The 15,179-nt window shown below is 59.2% G+C and carries 13 protein-coding genes; 8 read left to right on the forward strand and 5 right to left on the reverse strand.

Annotated elements, in window-relative coordinates:
• Positions 1-12 precede the first annotated feature (12 nt).
• Positions 13-2,649 carry a DNA mismatch repair protein MutS gene (gene mutS / locus Q1A63_RS02095; RefSeq protein ID WP_299630502.1) on the reverse strand — a complete coding sequence of 879 codons (2,637 nt, stop codon included), beginning with the start codon at positions 2,647-2,649 and terminating at the stop codon, positions 13-15.
• A 138-nt stretch (positions 2,650-2,787) separates the two neighbouring features.
• On the opposite strand from mutS, the gene Q1A63_RS02100 reads away from it, so the two are divergent.
• Entirely contained in the window at positions 2,788-5,043 is a 2,256-nt protein-coding gene (locus Q1A63_RS02100; protein WP_298968839.1) for an NADP-dependent malic enzyme, read from the forward strand.
• A gap of 7 nt (positions 5,044-5,050) precedes the next feature.
• On the opposite strand, the gene msrA is transcribed toward Q1A63_RS02100, so the two are convergent.
• Complete coding sequence (gene msrA / locus Q1A63_RS02105) at positions 5,051-5,713, reverse strand: peptide-methionine (S)-S-oxide reductase MsrA (RefSeq protein WP_298968841.1); 663 nt, start codon at positions 5,711-5,713, stop codon at positions 5,051-5,053.
• A 191-nt stretch (positions 5,714-5,904) separates the two neighbouring features.
• Here msrA and Q1A63_RS02110 point away from each other — a divergent pair, with 191 nt between their 5' ends.
• A complete protein-coding gene (locus Q1A63_RS02110) occupies positions 5,905-6,600 on the forward strand; it encodes an HAD family hydrolase (protein WP_298968843.1) in 696 nt (231 codons plus the stop codon).
• 6 nt (positions 6,601-6,606) lie between these two features.
• On the opposite strand, the gene Q1A63_RS02115 is transcribed toward Q1A63_RS02110, so the two are convergent.
• A complete protein-coding gene (locus tag Q1A63_RS02115; RefSeq protein WP_298968846.1) occupies positions 6,607-7,824 on the reverse strand; it encodes an argininosuccinate synthase in 1,218 nt (405 codons plus the stop codon).
• 133 nt (positions 7,825-7,957) lie between these two features.
• Between Q1A63_RS02115 and ilvA the strand changes: the two genes are divergently transcribed.
• Positions 7,958-9,193: a threonine ammonia-lyase IlvA gene (gene ilvA / locus Q1A63_RS02120; RefSeq protein WP_298968848.1), complete on the forward strand. Its 1,236-nt coding sequence runs from the start codon at positions 7,958-7,960 to the stop codon at positions 9,191-9,193.
• Between the two features lie 9 nt (positions 9,194-9,202).
• Entirely contained in the window at positions 9,203-10,015 is an 813-nt protein-coding gene (locus Q1A63_RS02125; RefSeq protein WP_298968849.1) for an SDR family NAD(P)-dependent oxidoreductase, read from the forward strand.
• Here the strand turns inward: Q1A63_RS02125 and Q1A63_RS02130 are convergent.
• On the reverse strand, positions 10,012-10,344 hold the full coding sequence (locus Q1A63_RS02130) for an Hpt domain-containing protein (RefSeq protein WP_298968851.1): 333 nt from the start codon (positions 10,342-10,344) through the stop codon (positions 10,012-10,014). The two genes, Q1A63_RS02125 and Q1A63_RS02130, sit on opposite strands and share 4 nt — an antisense overlap.
• 150 nt (positions 10,345-10,494) lie before the next feature.
• On the opposite strand from Q1A63_RS02130, the gene Q1A63_RS02135 reads away from it, so the two are divergent.
• Positions 10,495-11,778, forward strand: coding sequence for a SpoIIE family protein phosphatase (locus tag Q1A63_RS02135; RefSeq protein ID WP_298968853.1), 1,284 nt, complete (start codon positions 10,495-10,497; stop codon positions 11,776-11,778).
• Here Q1A63_RS02135 and Q1A63_RS02140 read toward each other — a convergent pair.
• Positions 11,766-12,203: an NUDIX hydrolase gene (locus Q1A63_RS02140; protein WP_298968855.1), complete on the reverse strand. Its 438-nt coding sequence runs from the start codon at positions 12,201-12,203 to the stop codon at positions 11,766-11,768. The genes Q1A63_RS02135 and Q1A63_RS02140 overlap by 13 nt on opposite strands.
• An 80-nt stretch (positions 12,204-12,283) precedes the next feature.
• On the opposite strand from Q1A63_RS02140, the gene Q1A63_RS02145 reads away from it, so the two are divergent.
• From Q1A63_RS02145 to Q1A63_RS02155, 3 genes are read left to right on the forward strand one after another with little or no spacing between them, the layout of a single operon-like run.
• Entirely contained in the window at positions 12,284-13,273 is a 990-nt protein-coding gene (locus Q1A63_RS02145) for an Hsp33 family molecular chaperone HslO (protein ID WP_298968857.1), read from the forward strand.
• Positions 13,263-13,859, forward strand: a complete 597-nt coding sequence (locus Q1A63_RS02150; RefSeq protein ID WP_298968859.1) for a CoA pyrophosphatase — start codon at positions 13,263-13,265, stop codon at positions 13,857-13,859. Before Q1A63_RS02145 ends, Q1A63_RS02150 begins: the two co-directional genes overlap by 11 nt.
• Positions 13,835-15,016 (forward strand): CCA tRNA nucleotidyltransferase, encoded by a 1,182-nt coding sequence (locus tag Q1A63_RS02155; RefSeq protein ID WP_298968860.1) that lies wholly within the window; start codon positions 13,835-13,837, stop codon positions 15,014-15,016. The genes Q1A63_RS02150 and Q1A63_RS02155 overlap by 25 nt, the downstream gene beginning before the upstream one ends.
• The last annotated feature ends 163 nt before the right edge of the window (positions 15,017-15,179 follow it).

Consider the following 15,179-nt stretch of genomic DNA (forward strand, 5'->3'; position numbering starts at 1 on the left):
AAAAGAAGGCCGTCAGGATTTGGCGGCCTCTTTTAGTTTGTAGAGCGTTTCAAGCGCCTGGCGCGGGGTGAGTTCATCCGGGTGAATGTCGGCAAGCACCTCTTCCACTTGCGACGTTTTCGGCGGCGCGGGCGGTGGCGTCGGTGTCGCCGAAAACAGGGGCAGATCATCAATCAGGGTTTTCTGGGTGGCGCCGCCCTCGCGTTCGCCTTTCTCAAGCGCATCCAGAACCACGCGGGCCCGCGCAATCACGGGCGCGGGCAGGCCTGCAAGTTGTGCCACCTGAACGCCATAGGAGCGGTCGGCGGCCCCCCTTTTGACTTCATGCAAAAAGATGACCTCACCTTCCCATTCTTTCACGGTGACCGTCGCATTATCGACCCCCGGCAGTTTGCCCGCCAGCGCCGTCATCTCGTGATAATGCGTGGCGAAAAGCGCGCGGCTTTTGTTGACATCATGCAGGTGTTCCAGCGTGGCCCAGGCGATGGAAAGCCCGTCATAGGTGGCGGTGCCGCGACCGATTTCGTCCAGGATCACCAGCGCCCGGTCATCCGCCTGGTTGAGGATCGCGGCGGTTTCCACCATTTCGACCATGAAGGTCGAGCGGCCCCGTGCCAGATCATCGGAGGCTCCGACGCGGCTGAACAACTGACTGATCAGCCCGATGTGCGCGGATTGCGCGGGCACGAAGCTGCCCATTTGGGCCAGCAGCGCGATGATCGCGTTCTGACGTAGAAAGGTGGATTTACCCGCCATGTTGGGGCCAGTGAGCAGCCAGATGTTTGCCGCGCTGTCATCGGCGCTCAGGTCACAATCATTCGCAATGAACGGCTCGCCAGAGTTGTTTTTCAACGCATGTTCGACAACCGGATGGCGCCCGCCCGAGATGTCGAAGGCCCGGCTGTCATCGACCTTGGGCGCCGCCCAGTTTTCCGAAATCGCCAGGTCCGCCAATGCGGTTGTCAGATCAAGCTCGGCAAGCCCGGCAGCGGCCTGCGCAATCGTTGCCGCGTTTTCCAGGACCGCATTGCGCAGCACCTCGAACAGACGTTTTTCAATCTCAAGCGCCCGACCCCCGGCATTGAGAATTTTCGTCTCCATTTCTGACAGTTCTACGGTGGTGAAGCGCACCTGATTTGCCGTGGTTTGCCGGTGGATGAAGGTTTCCGACAGGGGTGGGGACAGCATCTTGTCCGCATGTGTGCTCGGGGTTTCGACGAAGTAGCCCAGCACGTTATTGTGTTTGATCTTAAGCGAAGAAATCCCCGTGTTAGAGACGAAATCAGCCTGCATTTGGGCGATCACGCCCCGGCCTTCGTCTCGCAGTTTTCGCGCCTCATCCAGCTCCGCGTCATGGTCGGGCGCGATGAAACCACCGTCCCGGGTGAGCAACGGGGGCTCCGCGATCAGAGCGGCGTCCAGCTGATCGATGAGGTCGGAATGACCGGCCATGTCACCCAGCGCTTTTTTCAACAGCTCGGGCAACTCCAAGGGGCTCAGGGCGTCGCAAAGTGTTTCGGCCTGCGACAGACCGTTTCGAATGGCCGCAAGATCGCGGGGGCCACCGCGCTCAAGCGACAGCCGCGACAGCGCGCGATCAAGGTCCGGCACCTTGCGCAGTTGCTCGCGGATATCCTGCCGATGCGGGGCATTTTCGGTGGCCCAATGCACGGCGTCCAGACGATCGCGGACAAGAGACAGCACGCGTGAGGGGCTGGAGAGCCGCCGTTCCAGCAGCCGTGCCCCGCCAGCCGTCGCGGTTTTGTCGATCACCGACAGCAACGATCCTGCACGGCCCCCCGACAGCGCCTGTGTCAGCTCCAGATTGCGCCGTGTGGCGGCATCAATTTGTACCGTGCGGGCTTCTGCTTCCTTTTGCGGCGGGCGCAGGAGCGGCAGTTTGCCTTTCTGGGTGATCTCCAGATACTGCAGGATCGCGCCCATCGCGGCGACCTCTGCGCGATCAAAGGCGCCGTAGGCGTCCATCGTCTCAACTTCAAAAAGCGCGCAGAGCCGTTTTTCGCCGCCGGTGCTGTCGAAGGCCGACCGCGCCAATCCGGTCAGGGCGATGCCAAAATCCTCGGCAGTCTCTCTCAAATCCGCCTCCTTGGTCTCAGAGACGATCAATTCCGAGGGTGCAAGCCGTGCCAATTCCGGCCCCAGGCGCAAACGGGTCAGGGGCATCACATGAAACGCACCGGTGGAGATATCGACCCACGCCAATGCCTGCGCGTCCCGAACTTCTGCAAAACCCGCGAGATAATTGTGCCGCCGCGCTTCGAGCAAGGCCTCTTCGGTCAGCGTGCCGGGGGTGACCAGACGCACCACATCGCGCTTCACCACCGATTTGGAGCCGCGTTTTTTCGCCTCCGCCGGGCTTTCCATCTGCTCGCAGACAGCAACGCGGAACCCTTTGCGGATCAGCGTCAGCAAATACCCTTCGGCGGCATGCACCGGGACGCCGCACATCGGGATGTCGGCGCCATCGTGTTTGCCGCGTTTGGTCAGCGCAATATCCAGCGCCTGCGCGGCGGCAACCGCATCCTCGAAAAACATCTCGTAGAAATCGCCCATGCGGTAAAACAGCAAGGCGTCCGAGTAATCGGCTTTCAGTTCGAGATATTGCGCCATCATTGGCGTGACGGTCATGCGGTGCCCCCCGGCGGTTTGCGCAGACCTTACAAACGGTGCGGGGGAGGTAAAAGCCTCAAATGCTGTCTGCTTGAGGCGGCGCGCGCGCTGGGCTAGAGGTTACACGCTCGGAACATCAGTAAAGGCCCCAGTCCCATGTCAAAAACCCGCGTGACACCCGAAGAGGCGCTGGCCTTTCATCTGGAACCGACCCCTGGCAAGTTCGAGATCACGGCCACCGTGCCGATGACCACACAGCGCGATCTGAGCCTGGCCTATTCGCCTGGGGTTGCCGTGCCCTGCGAGGCGATTTTCGCCAACCCCGAGACCGCCTATGACTATACCAATAAGGGTAATCTGGTGGCGGTGATTTCCAACGGCACGGCGGTGCTGGGTCTTGGTAATTTGGGTGCGCTGGCCTCCAAACCGGTGATGGAGGGCAAGGCTGTCCTGTTCAAGCGCTTTGCCGATGTGAACAGCATCGACGTCGAACTGGACACCGAAGACACCGACGCCTTTATCAATGCGGTCAAGCTGATGGGCCCGACCTTTGGCGGCATCAATCTGGAAGACATCAAGGCGCCCGAATGTTTCATCATTGAACAGCGCCTGAAGGAAGAAATGGACATTCCGGTCTTCCATGACGACCAGCACGGCACGGCGGTAATTTGCGCGGCGGGTCTTTTGAATGCGCTTCATATCTCCGGCAAGAAGATCGAAGACGTCCGGATTGTGCTGAATGGGGCGGGTGCAGCGGGCATTGCCTGCCTCGAATTGCTGAAAGCCATGGGCGCAAAGCACCAGAACTGCATCATGTGCGACACCAAGGGCGTCATTTATCAAGGCCGCGCCGAGGGGATGAACCAATGGAAATCCGCCCATGCAGTGGCCACCGAGCTGCGCACGCTGGAAGACGCGATGAAAGACGCAGATGTGTTTCTGGGTGTCTCGGTCAAGGGCGCGGTGACCCAGGCCATGGTCGAAAGCATGGCGGAAAACCCGGTGATTTTCGCGATGGCGAATCCAGATCCGGAAATCACGCCAGAAGAAGCGCATGAGGTACGACCCGATGCGATTGTGGCCACCGGGCGCAGCGATTATCCCAATCAGGTCAACAACGTGCTGGGCTTTCCCTATCTTTTCCGCGGGGCGCTGGACATCAACGCGCGCGCCATCAATGACGAGATGAAGATCGCCTGCGCCCATGCGCTGGCCAATCTGGCGCGTGAGGATGTGCCCGATGAGGTGGCGCTGGCTTACGGCAAAAACCTGACCTTCGGGCGGGACTATATCATTCCAACACCGTTTGATCCGCGGCTCATTCACCGGGTGCCGCCCGCCGTCGCGCAGGCGGGGATGAACACCGGGGCGGCGCGGAGGCCGATCATCGACATGGAGGCCTATGAGCTGTCGCTGAAATCGCGCATGGATCCGACGGCCAGCATCCTGCGCGGCATCAATGCGCGGGCGCGTGCCAATCAGGCGCGGATGATTTTCGCTGAAGGCGACGACCCGCGCGTGTTGCGTGCAGCCGTCATGTACCAGCGGGCCGGGCTTGGCAAAGCGCTGGTTGTGGGGCGCGAAGACGACGTGAAGAGCAAGCTCGAAGCGGCCGGTCTGGAAGGTGCCCACCGCGAGGTCGAAATCGTCAATGCCGCCAATACGAACCATTTAGAGACATATAAGCAGTTCCTCTACGACCGTCTGCACCGGCGCGGTTTTGATGCGCAGGACATTCACCGGCTGGCCGCGCGCGACCGGCATGTCTTCTCGGCGCTGATGCTGCAGCACGGCCATGGCGACGGTCTTGTCACGGGTGCGACGCGCAAGTCGGCCCATATTCTGGACCGGATCAACCACGTCTTCAACGCCGATAAGGAACATGGTGTGGCCGGCATCACCGCCGTTCTGAACAAGGGCCGGATCGTCTTCATCGCCGATACGATTGTGAACGAATGGCCGGATGAAGAGGACCTCGCCAACATCGCCGAGCGCGCCGCCACGGTGGCACAGAACATGGGCCTGGAACCGCGCGTGGCTTTCGTCAGCTTTTCCACCTTCGGCTATCCGGTCTCTGAGCGGGCAGAGAAGATGGCGAAGGCGGCGGATGTGCTGGATCAGCGCGGCGTGAGTTTCGAATACGAGGGGGAGATGACCGTCGATGTGGCGCTGAACACGCTCGCGCAGGATGCCTATCCCTTCTCAAGGCTCACGGGTCCGGCCAATATCCTGATTGTGCCCGCGCGGCATTCGGCCAGCATTTCGGTGAAACTGATGCAGGAGATGGCGGGGGCCACGGTGATCGGGCCGATCCTCGCAGGCGTCGACGGGTCGATCCAGATTTGCTCCACAGTGTCGACCGCCAACGACATTCTCAACATGGCTGTGCTGGCGGCATGCAAGGTCGGATAGTCGCGGGTCAACTGCCCGCAAATGGTGCCGCACTGCCCCAAAGCTCTTTGACGCGCGCGTCCCGGCCGCAGGCTTCGCGATAGGCTTTGTAGGCCGATGCCTGGCGTTTCGGCCCAAAGCGGGTGATCACCAATTGCCGACCCTTGTAGTAATCCTGGTGGTAGGCGTCTGCGGGATAAAACTCGCCTGCTGGCAAGACCGGTGTCACAACCCGTTGGCCAAGATCGGCTTCGGCCTTTGCCTTCGCAGCCTTCGCGGTTTTCTCTGCATTGGGGCCATCGACAAAAATGGCCGTCCGGTAGCTCTCGCCGCGATCACAGAATTGACCACCGGCATCCGTCGGATCAACGGACCGGAAAAAGAGATCCAGCAGGGTTCTCTGGTCAACCACACTGGGGTCATAGGTGATCTGGACCGCTTCATAATGGCCGGTCCCGCCAGCGGTGACCTGCTTGTATGTCGGGTTCTGGACTATACCCCCGGCAAAACCGGAAACAGCGCCTTTGACCCCTTTGACCTTTTCGAAATCAGCCTCAACGCACCAGAAACAGCCCCCTGCAACCGTGAGCGTTTCCAGATCGGCGGCTTCTGCTTTGTGACCTTGTGTGGTCAAGGCAAAGGCAATCATGCCGGCCAGTGCAATGGATTTCAGCGTGTCATATTTGAGCATATCGCGTCTCCTTTGGCCTCAGAATGCAGACCAGACACCCGCGCGGCAATTCACGAGCCTGCGATGTCACGGGCTGGTGAAGACAGTTTACGGCTTGGCAATTTATGCCAGTGTTTTTAGCGTGAATTGAAACATCGGGGAGGGCGTGCGATGCCTGTTGAAACAATTTTCGCCTTCTGGGGTCGCCGCTAATGCGCCTTGCGATGTGGTCGGGGCCGCGTAACCTGTCGACGGCGATGATGTATAGTTTTGGCGCCCGGCGCGATTTCACCGTGATGGATGAGCCGTTTTATGCGGCTTATCTTGCGGGGTCGGGGGCGGATCACCCGATGCGGGACGCGATATTGGCCAGCAATCCCAACGATCCGGTTGCCGCCGCCGCGCAATGTGCCGCACCTGTGGCGACGCCACATCTCTACATGAAACACATGCCGCACCACATGCTGGAGGCGTTCCCGCTGGATTGGGCGCAGGATTGTGTGAACGTGCACCTGATCCGCCACCCGGCCCGTGTCATCGCCAGCTATGCCGCCAAACGGGAGGCGCCGACGCTGGAGGACATCGGGTTTGTCCAGCAGCATGCGCTCTATGAGAAACTGGGCGGGATCGTCATCGACAGCACTGACATCCGGGCCGACCCTGAGCATATGTTGCGCCTTTTGTGCGAGACCATCGATCTGCCGTTTGATCCGGCCATGTTGCGCTGGTCTGCGGGGCCGCGGGCGGAAGACGGCATTTGGGCGAAACACTGGTACGGCGCAGTGCACAAAAGTACCGGATTCGCTGGTGCTGAAGGAGACATGCCCAAGCTAGAGCCTGATTTGACGCCGCTTTTACAAGATGCGTTGCCGTACTACCAAGCCCTGGAATGCCACAAACTGACCTGATTTCAGTTACTTCAACCGACGATCCCGCGCGGCCAGCAGCTTCAGGCGCAGCGCGTTGAGCTGGATAAAGCCCGCGGCGTCCTTTTGATCGTAGGCACCGGCGTCGTCCTCAAACGTGACATGGGCTTCGGAATAGAGGCTGTGATCGGACCAGCGACCCACCGTCCGCACGTGACCCTTGTAGAGTTTCAGGCGCACGGTGCCCGTGACATGGGTTTGGCTGGCATCAATCGCGGCTTGCAGCATCGTGCGTTCTGGCGAGAACCAGAACCCGTTATAAATCAGCTCGGCGTAGCGCGGCATCAGCTCGTCCTTCAGATGCATCGCCCCGCGGTCCAGCGTGATCGATTCAATCGCGCGGTGCGCTTCCAGCAGGAGCGTGCCGCCGGGCGTTTCATAGATGCCGCGGGATTTCATGCCGACAAAGCGGCCCTCGACCAGATCAAGGCGTCCACACCCGTGTTTGCCGCCCAATTCGTTGAGCTTGGTCAGGATCGTGGCGGGCGACATGGCGGTGCCATTGATGCTGACCGCGTCACCTTTTTCAAAACCGACCTCGACGTATTCCGGCGTATCGGGCGCGTCCTCGGGGCTCACCGTCCGCTGGTATACATATTCGGGGGCATCCACGGCCGGATCTTCGAGGACCTTGCCCTCAGAAGAGGTGTGCAGCAGGTTGGCATCGACGCTGAACGGCGCTTCGCCCTGTTTGTCCTTGGCAATGGGGATCTGATTTTTCTCAGCAAAATCAAGCAGTTTTGTACGGCTCGACAGATCCCATTCCCGCCAGGGCGCGATCACCTTAATCTCCGGGTTCAGCGCATAGGCGGCCAGTTCAAACCGAACCTGATCGTTGCCTTTGCCGGTCGCTCCATGCGCCACGGCATCCGCGCCGGTTTCTGCGGCAATCTCGACCAGACGTTTGGAAATGAGCGGGCGGGCAATGGAGGTGCCCAGCAGATAAAGCCCTTCATAGACCGCATTGGCCCGGAACATCGGGAAGACGAAATCGCGCACGAATTCTTCGCGCACATCCTCGATGTAGATCTGCTTGACGCCCATTTGTTCGGCTTTTTTACGCGCGGGTTCCAGCTCTTCGCCCTGCCCAAGATCGGCTGTGAAGGTCACCACTTCGCAGCCGTATTCGGTCTGCAACCACTTCAGAATGATCGACGTATCCAAGCCACCGGAGTAAGCGAGCACAACTTTTTTGGGCGCAGCCATTGATATCTTCCTTCGTCACTATGCGTGCTGCCGATACCGGGTTTTAACCAGCGCAGCAAGGTTGAACCGCGTTGACCGTATGCGCGCGCGGGCCTACTGATCATCAACCCGGTAAACCTGAAGGAGTGGGCGCATGGCCCCGAGTGATTTCGTCCAGGCCGCGCGCGCTGCCGAGCAGGAAATGCGCGCTGTTTTTCCACCCACACCGCTCCTGCGCAACGATCATCTCTCCGACCGGTTCGGTGCGAATATCTGGCTGAAGCGCGAAGATCTCAGCCCGGTGCGATCCTACAAGCTGCGCGGCGCGTTTAATGCGATGCGCAAGGTGATCCCGGAAAAATCGGTGTTTGTCTGTGCCAGCGCGGGCAATCATGCGCAGGGCGTGGCCTTCATGTGCCGTCATTTCGGGGTGCAGGGTGTTGTTTTCATGCCGGTCACGACGCCGCAGCAGAAAATCCAGAAGACCCGCATGTTCGGGGGCGAACACGTCGAAATTCGCCTTGTTGGAGACTATTTTGACAACACGTTGTCCGAAGCGCAGGCCTTTTGCACTGCGGCCGGCGCGCATTTTTTGTCTCCCTTTGACGATGAGGATGTCATCGAAGGTCAGGCATCGGTCGCCGTGGAGATAGAAGCCCAGCTTGGGCGTATCCCTGACCGGATTATTCTGCCTGTTGGCGGCGGCGGCCTGTCGTCAGGTGCGCGCAGTTTCTTTGGAGACAGCTGCGCCTATACCTTTGTCGAGCCAACGGGGGCGCAAAGCCTCGGCTGTGCGTTGAAAGAGGGGGCGCCGGTGGATGTGTCACCGATCAACAGTTTTGTGGACGGGGCAGCCGTGGCCAAACTGGGTGCGCGCACCTTTGACCGGCTCAGGGGTGTGGCGCCGCGTGATGTCATTCATCTCTCCGAAGATCGCATTTGCACCACGATTGTCGAGATGCTGAATGTCGAAGGTATTGTCTTGGAACCCGCTGGCGCGCTTGCGATCGAAGCGCTTTCGGACCTTGCGGAGGAGATCAGGGGCAAGACCGTTGTATGCATCGCATCTGGCGGCAATTTCGATTTTGAGCGTTTGCCGGAGGTCAAAGAGCGGGCGCAGCGCTACTCCGGGGTGAAAAAGTATTTCATTCTGCGCCTGCCGCAACGGCCCGGCGCGTTGAAGGAATTCCTGAACATTCTTGGTCCGGACGACGACATCGCGCGCTTCGAGTACCTGAAAAAATCCGCCCGGAATTTCGGGTCTGTTCTGATCGGGATCGAGACCACCCGGCCTGAGAACTTCGCGCGTTTTCTGTCCGAACTGGACGCCGCCGGGTTCACCTATACCGACATCACCAATGATGAGACGCTGGCACAGTTTGTCATCTGAGGAGGCCGCATGGAGTTCACGAACAAAACGGTTGTGATCACCGGTGGTGCCGGCGGGATCGGTTTCGCCTTGGCCGCTTTGCTCAGCGCAAAGGGCGCGAAGGTCGCCATCGCCGACCTTGATGCTGAAGCGGTTCAGACGGCGGCCGCGCACATCGGGTGTTTGGGAATTCCCTGCGATGTGACCGACGAAAGCAGGGTCCAAAGCCTTGTTACATCCGTGTCGGAAAAGCTTGGAGAGATCGATATATATGTCTCTAACGCGGGCGTTTTTCATGGCCAACCGGATCATGCGGCGTCAGCGACCGATGATGTCTGGATGCGCAACTGGTCGGTTCACGTCATGGCGCATGTCTATGCTGCGCGCGCCCTGCTGCCGCAGATGTTGAAGCGTGGATCCGGGTATTTCATCAATGTCACATCCGCGGCGGGACTGCTGAACCAAATTGGTGATGCGGCTTATTCGGCGACCAAGCAGGCGGCAGTGAGTTTTGCGGAGTCGCTGGCGATCACCCATGGTGATGCCGGGATCGGGGTTTCGGTGGTCTGCCCGCAATATGTGGCGACCCCGTTGATTGGATTGCAGGATGCCGATGCGCAAACCCAGCCCGGGCTGCTGACGGCAGAGCAGGTTGCGGAATCAATCCTGAAGGGGGTCGAGGCCGGACAATTTCGTATCCTGCCGCATCCGGAAGTTGCCCGTTTTGCCGAGATGCGGGCGCAGAATCACGATGGGTGGATAGAAGGCATGCAAAGGCTTCGCGCCAAATCGCTTGCGAAACTTGGAGCCGAGCGTGTTGCCGAGTTGTACAGAATTCTCTAGCTCGCCAGTTTCAGCGAGATTTCATCGAGAAATACGCCGCGGGACTGATGGTAGGATTGCAAAATCTCATTGATATCAACGGCAGCGCTGGAATCCTGTGACAGCGCCGTCTCGCCGACCTGACACAGCCCGGAGAAATGCTCAAACCCGAGGCTGAGCGCGCTGCCTTTCAGGAAATGCAGCTTTTCTTCGAGAGCTGTCTGATTCTCCTTGATGGACAATTCATCAATCGCCGCGTCGACTTCCTCCAGGAATAGTTCGACAACCTCGTCAAAATCCTCTGCGCCGACTTCTTCCCGCAGCGTCGCAACTCTGTCCCAATCAATCATGTCGACCTCCATTGATCTGATACGCAAGTATCATCGCAAGGTCCTAAAAGTCCGTGACCAAATAGGGCGAATTTGAGCAGAGTTTTTGGCTTCATCGGACCTTAAGCATTGTCGGTCTATGGACGTAAAATAATTTGAGCAGAGACTTTGATGACTGGAAACCCAACACTTCAGGATGGCACAGAGGAGACCGATACGTCGGATCGGCCGAAGCTTGTGCTGGTTGTCGATGACAGTCGGCTGCAGCGCAAGATCCTGTCCAGCTCGCTCAAGCGTTGGGGCTATGAGGTTATCGAGGCAGATTCCGGCGAAGCCGCGATGGAAGTTTGCGCGGATCATGCCCCCGAGCTGGTTTTGAGCGATTGGATGATGCCGGGCATGTCGGGCATTGAGTTCTGCAAAGCCTTTCGCGAGATGTCGGGCGACGCTTACAGCTATTTCATCCTGCTGACCTCCAAGAGCGAAAAGAACGAAGTTGCCGAAGGTCTGGATGCGGGTGCGGATGATTTTCTGACCAAGCCGGTTGATGGGCATGAGCTCCGGGCACGCATGACCGCCGGGGAACGTATCCTGGAGATGCAGCGTGAATTGACGCTCAAGAATACCGTGATCACCGAAACGCTGGATGAGCTGCAGCGCCTCTACGATTCGCTCGACAGCGATTTGATCGAAGCAAAGCAGTTGCAGCAGTCTTTGGTGCCGGAACGGTTCAAGTCCTTTGATGGCGGTGATTTATCGCTATTCTTGCGGTCCAGCGGCCATGTGGGTGGCGATCTGGTGGGGTTTTATCCCGCCGCAGAAGGGCACCTGGGGCTCTATTCAATCGATGTATCTGGTCATGGCATCAGCTCGGCGCTGATGACGGCGCGGCTGGCGGGGTATCTGTCTGCAAGTGCGCTGGATCAGAACATCGCATTGGAGAAATTGCCCGATGGCAGTTTTCAATCGCGACCGCCCGAAGAGGCCATCGAAACGCTGAATGAGCTGGTTCTCGACGAGATGGAGACGGAGCATTACTTCACGCTGATGCTGGCGGATATCGACCTCAGGACCGGCAAGGTGGTGATCGGCCAGGCGGGCCACCCGCATCCGGTGATTCAACGCAAATCGGGTGCGTTGGAGCAGGATGGATCTGGCGGGTTCCCGGTGGGCCTGATGTCCGGTGTCACGTTCTCTCAATTCGAAATGCAACTCTATCCCGGGGACCGCTTATTGATTCTATCGGATGGGGTGACCGAATGCCCCTCTACCGAGGGCAATTTCATTGGTGAAGATGGTCTGGAAGAGATTTTGGCAAAACTGCACGATGTGGCGGGGCCGGCCTTGTTCGAATCGCTGATGTGGTCGCTGACTGAAATCTCCGGCCTGTCCGAGTTCCCCGACGATGTGTCGGGTCTGCTGTTTGAATATACTGGAATGGATCAGAAGAAATAACGCTTCACAAACATCCGGTCCCCGTCATTGCCTAGAAGGTCAACCGCGTCATCGGCAGACAGCACCAGAGATTCGTGATCGGGTTCGGACGGCGGACCCAATTCGTAGATCGGGCGCGCCACGAAGATGTGGCACACTTTTTCAGCGAGAATGCCGTATTCGGGCATATAGACAAACCGCCGAAAAGCGCCAAGCCTGCGCGGATTGCCAATGCGCCAACCGGTCTCTTCCAGGACTTCGCGATGCAGCGCCCGGATCGGGCTTTCGCCTGGATCGATGCCGCCGCCGGGCAGCTGAATGTCCACCTCTTCTGCGATCTGTGCGGTCAACAAGACACCCCCGGACACCGGCAAAATTGCATATGCTCCGGGACGCAGGACATACTTCTGATCTGCAACTGGCGCATGGCCGACGCGCATCATCATTCTGGCTGCCCCTCTTTTCATCGCTCACAAGACGTTTATATGGGGCCGGTATGCCAACCCCTTGGCGATAAGGAAACCCCATGACACTCGGACACCAGATCGCGTGGGACGATACGGTCCTGCCCTTTCAACTTGATGCCAGCGACATTCGCGGCCGCGTTGCACGGCTGGACGGTGCGTTGAATGGCATCCTGAAGCAACATGATTACCCGCCGCAGGTCGAAGCGCTGGTGGCGGAGATGGCATTGTTGACGGCGCTGATCGGGCAGACCATCAAGCTGCGCTGGAAGCTGCAATTGCAGGTTCAGTCAAAGGGTGCGGTGCGCATGATTGCCACGGATTATTACGGGCCCGAAAAGGCAGGGGATCCCGCGCATATCAGAGCCTACGCAAGCTATGATGCGGATCGTTTGACCGATGCGCCCGCCTTTGATCAGATTGGCGAAGGGTATTTCGCGATCATGATCGATCAGGGCAAGGGCATGACGCCCTATCAGGGGATCACACCGCTGGAGGGCACGTCGCTTGCCGCCTGCGCCGAAACCTATTTTGCGCAGTCCGAACAGCTGCCAACGCGGTTTTCGCTCAGCTTCGGGACGTCTACTGAGCCGGGTGTCGCCGAGCATTGGCGCGCCGGGGGCGTGATGCTGCAGCACATGCCCAAGGCGTCTCCTTTCGTGGCCGAAGGCGATGGGTCCGGCGAAACGCTTTCTGCGGCGGATCTGGTCCAAGGCGATGAGGCGGAAAACTGGAACCGTGTGAACATCCTGTTGGACACGGTTGAGGAGCTGGAACTGATCGGGCCAAAGCTGGCGCCGAACGATCTGTTGCTGCGCCTGTTTCACGAGGAACAGCCTCGCGTTTATGATGCGCAATCCGTCCAGTTCGGGTGCACCTGCTCCGAGGACCGTGTGCGTCAGAGCCTGTCAATCTATTCGGCGCGAGACATTGAAAAGATGACCACCGATGCGGGTCGCGTCACAGCAGATTGCCAGTTTTGCGGGGCGCATTATGACCTTGATCCGGCTTCGGTCGGGTTTGAGGCTGAACAGGGTGGCAATGACGCCTGAACTGGATATCCTGCGCGCGGCATTGGGGCGCCCGGGGCGTCCGTCGTCCGATTTTGACCTCAATCCGGAAACGGTCCTGCCTGCCGGTCGCAAACTGCGGCCGGCAGGTGTTTTGGCGCCGATTGTTCGTAAAAACGACGACCTGCATCTGCTGCTCACCAAAAGGTCGTCGGCGCTGAAACACCACCCTGGCCAGATCGCTTTTCCCGGTGGCAAACAGGATGACACGGATACGGATGTCGTCGCCGCGGCGCTCAGGGAAGCCCGTGAGGAGATCGGGCTGCCGTCTCACACGGTCGATGTATTGGGCACGTTGCCCGCCCATGAAACGGTCACCGGGTTCATCGTGACGCCCGTCATTGGTTTCGTTAACGAAGATTTCGCGATCAGGCCGGAGCAGGGCGAAGTGGCCGAGGTATTTTCCGTACCGTTGAGCCATGTTCTACGGGTAGAGAACTACGTGGTTGAATCGCGACGCTGGCGCGGCACCAGACGCTCCTACTTTGCCGTGCCCTACGGCCCCTATTACATCTGGGGCGCAACTGCGCGTATGTTGCGGGCATGGACAGACCAGATCTCACAGTAATCCCGCCGCAGACCCCCTGGCTGACGGACCCCGCTGTCCAATCTGTCTGCCGGGCGATCCGCGCGGAGGGCGCCGAGATCTATTTTGTCGGCGGCTGTGTACGCGATGCGCTGCTGGATCTGCATGGCTCGGACGTCGATATGGCGACAAATGCCACACCGGATGAGGTTACGCGCCTGGCCAAAGCCAAGGGCTTGAAAGTTGTGCCAACGGGGATCGACCACGGCACCGTCACCGTGGTGTCAGAGGGTAACGGATTTGAGATCACCACCTTTCGCCGGGATGTCGAAACCGATGGTCGCCGGGCCGTTGTCGCGTTTTCCGACGATATCTTAGAAGATGCCTCGCGTCGCGATTTCACGTTGAACGCGCTTTACGCGACGCCGGAGGGGGAGGTTGTCGATCCGCTTGGGCAGGGCATCGAGGACTGTCTGGCGCGCCGCATCCGCTTCATTGAAAACGCCGATGCACGGATCAAGGAAGACTACCTGCGCGCCCTGCGGTTTTTTCGGTTTCACGCATGGTATGCCGATCCTACGCAGGGCTTCGACGCAGATGCCTTGGATGCCATTGCCCGGAACACAGCCGGGTTGGAAACGCTATCTGCCGAACGTGTGGGGGCAGAAATGCGCCGGTTGCTGACGGCGCCCGATCCTACACCTGCGGTTGCAGCGATGCAGCAGGCGGGGGCCTTGCCACGCGTTTTACCTGGCAGCGACATCACTTTTCTCGGCCCGGTCATTCATCTGGAAGCGGCACTGAGCCTCACCCCAAACTGGCGGTACAGGCTGGCGGCGCTGGGCGGTCAGGACGTGTCTGATCGATTGCGGTTGAGTGGTAAGGACACCAAGGTTCTCGATGCCCTGCGGGATGAAATCGGCAATGCCATGCCGATGCCGGAAATCGCCTATCGGCAGGGCACGGAGATCGCATTTGGCGTGCTTATTCTACGGGCGGCTATGGCCAATCGGATGCTTGAGCCCGCTGCCCTTGACCCCCTGCGATCTGCATCTCAGGAGCAGTTTCCCGTGCGTGCAAAGGACCTGATGCCTGCTTTCAAAGGCAAGGCGCTGGGCACCCGCTTGGCCCTGCTGGAGCGGCGATGGATCGCCTCGGATTTCCGGCTGACACGTGAAGAATTGATGACACTGAAATGAAGTGGTCGACAAAACGGGTGCCGTTTTGTAAACAATCTGCATGAACAAGGAGGAATACGAAATGTATCGCGGGATCTGGTTCGGCTGAGGCCGTCATAACCAATCTCATCTCGGCCCTGCAGCGCAGTGCCTGATCATTTCGTGTATTCTGACTTAAGGCCTC

It is taken from the genome of uncultured Roseobacter sp. (genome assembly GCF_947499265.1).
In the GTDB taxonomy this organism is placed as follows: domain Bacteria; phylum Pseudomonadota; class Alphaproteobacteria; order Rhodobacterales; family Rhodobacteraceae; genus Roseobacter.

Bases quoted from the DNA above. Each gene is read 5' to 3' on its own strand.
- mutS (WP_299630502.1), bottom strand. From the start codon at position 2,649: ATGACCGTCACGCCAATGATGGCGCAATATCTCGAACTGAAAGCCGAT.
- Q1A63_RS02110 (WP_298968843.1), top strand. From the start codon at position 5,905: ATGCGCCTTGCGATGTGGTCGGGGCCGCGTAACCTGTCGACGGCGATG.
- Q1A63_RS02135 (WP_298968853.1), top strand. From the start codon at position 10,495: ATGACTGGAAACCCAACACTTCAGGATGGCACAGAGGAGACCGATACG.
- ilvA (WP_298968848.1), top strand. From the start codon at position 7,958: ATGGCCCCGAGTGATTTCGTCCAGGCCGCGCGCGCTGCCGAGCAGGAA.
- Q1A63_RS02125 (WP_298968849.1), top strand. From the start codon at position 9,203: ATGGAGTTCACGAACAAAACGGTTGTGATCACCGGTGGTGCCGGCGGG.
- Q1A63_RS02130 (WP_298968851.1), bottom strand. From the start codon at position 10,344: ATGATTGATTGGGACAGAGTTGCGACGCTGCGGGAAGAAGTCGGCGCA.
- Q1A63_RS02150 (WP_298968859.1), top strand. From the start codon at position 13,263: ATGACGCCTGAACTGGATATCCTGCGCGCGGCATTGGGGCGCCCGGGG.
- Q1A63_RS02145 (WP_298968857.1), top strand. From the start codon at position 12,284: ATGACACTCGGACACCAGATCGCGTGGGACGATACGGTCCTGCCCTTT.
- msrA (WP_298968841.1), bottom strand. From the start codon at position 5,713: ATGCTCAAATATGACACGCTGAAATCCATTGCACTGGCCGGCATGATT.
- Q1A63_RS02100 (WP_298968839.1), top strand. From the start codon at position 2,788: ATGTCAAAAACCCGCGTGACACCCGAAGAGGCGCTGGCCTTTCATCTG.
- Q1A63_RS02155 (WP_298968860.1), top strand. From the start codon at position 13,835: ATGGACAGACCAGATCTCACAGTAATCCCGCCGCAGACCCCCTGGCTG.
- Q1A63_RS02115 (WP_298968846.1), bottom strand. From the start codon at position 7,824: ATGGCTGCGCCCAAAAAAGTTGTGCTCGCTTACTCCGGTGGCTTGGAT.
- Q1A63_RS02140 (WP_298968855.1), bottom strand. From the start codon at position 12,203: ATGATGATGCGCGTCGGCCATGCGCCAGTTGCAGATCAGAAGTATGTC.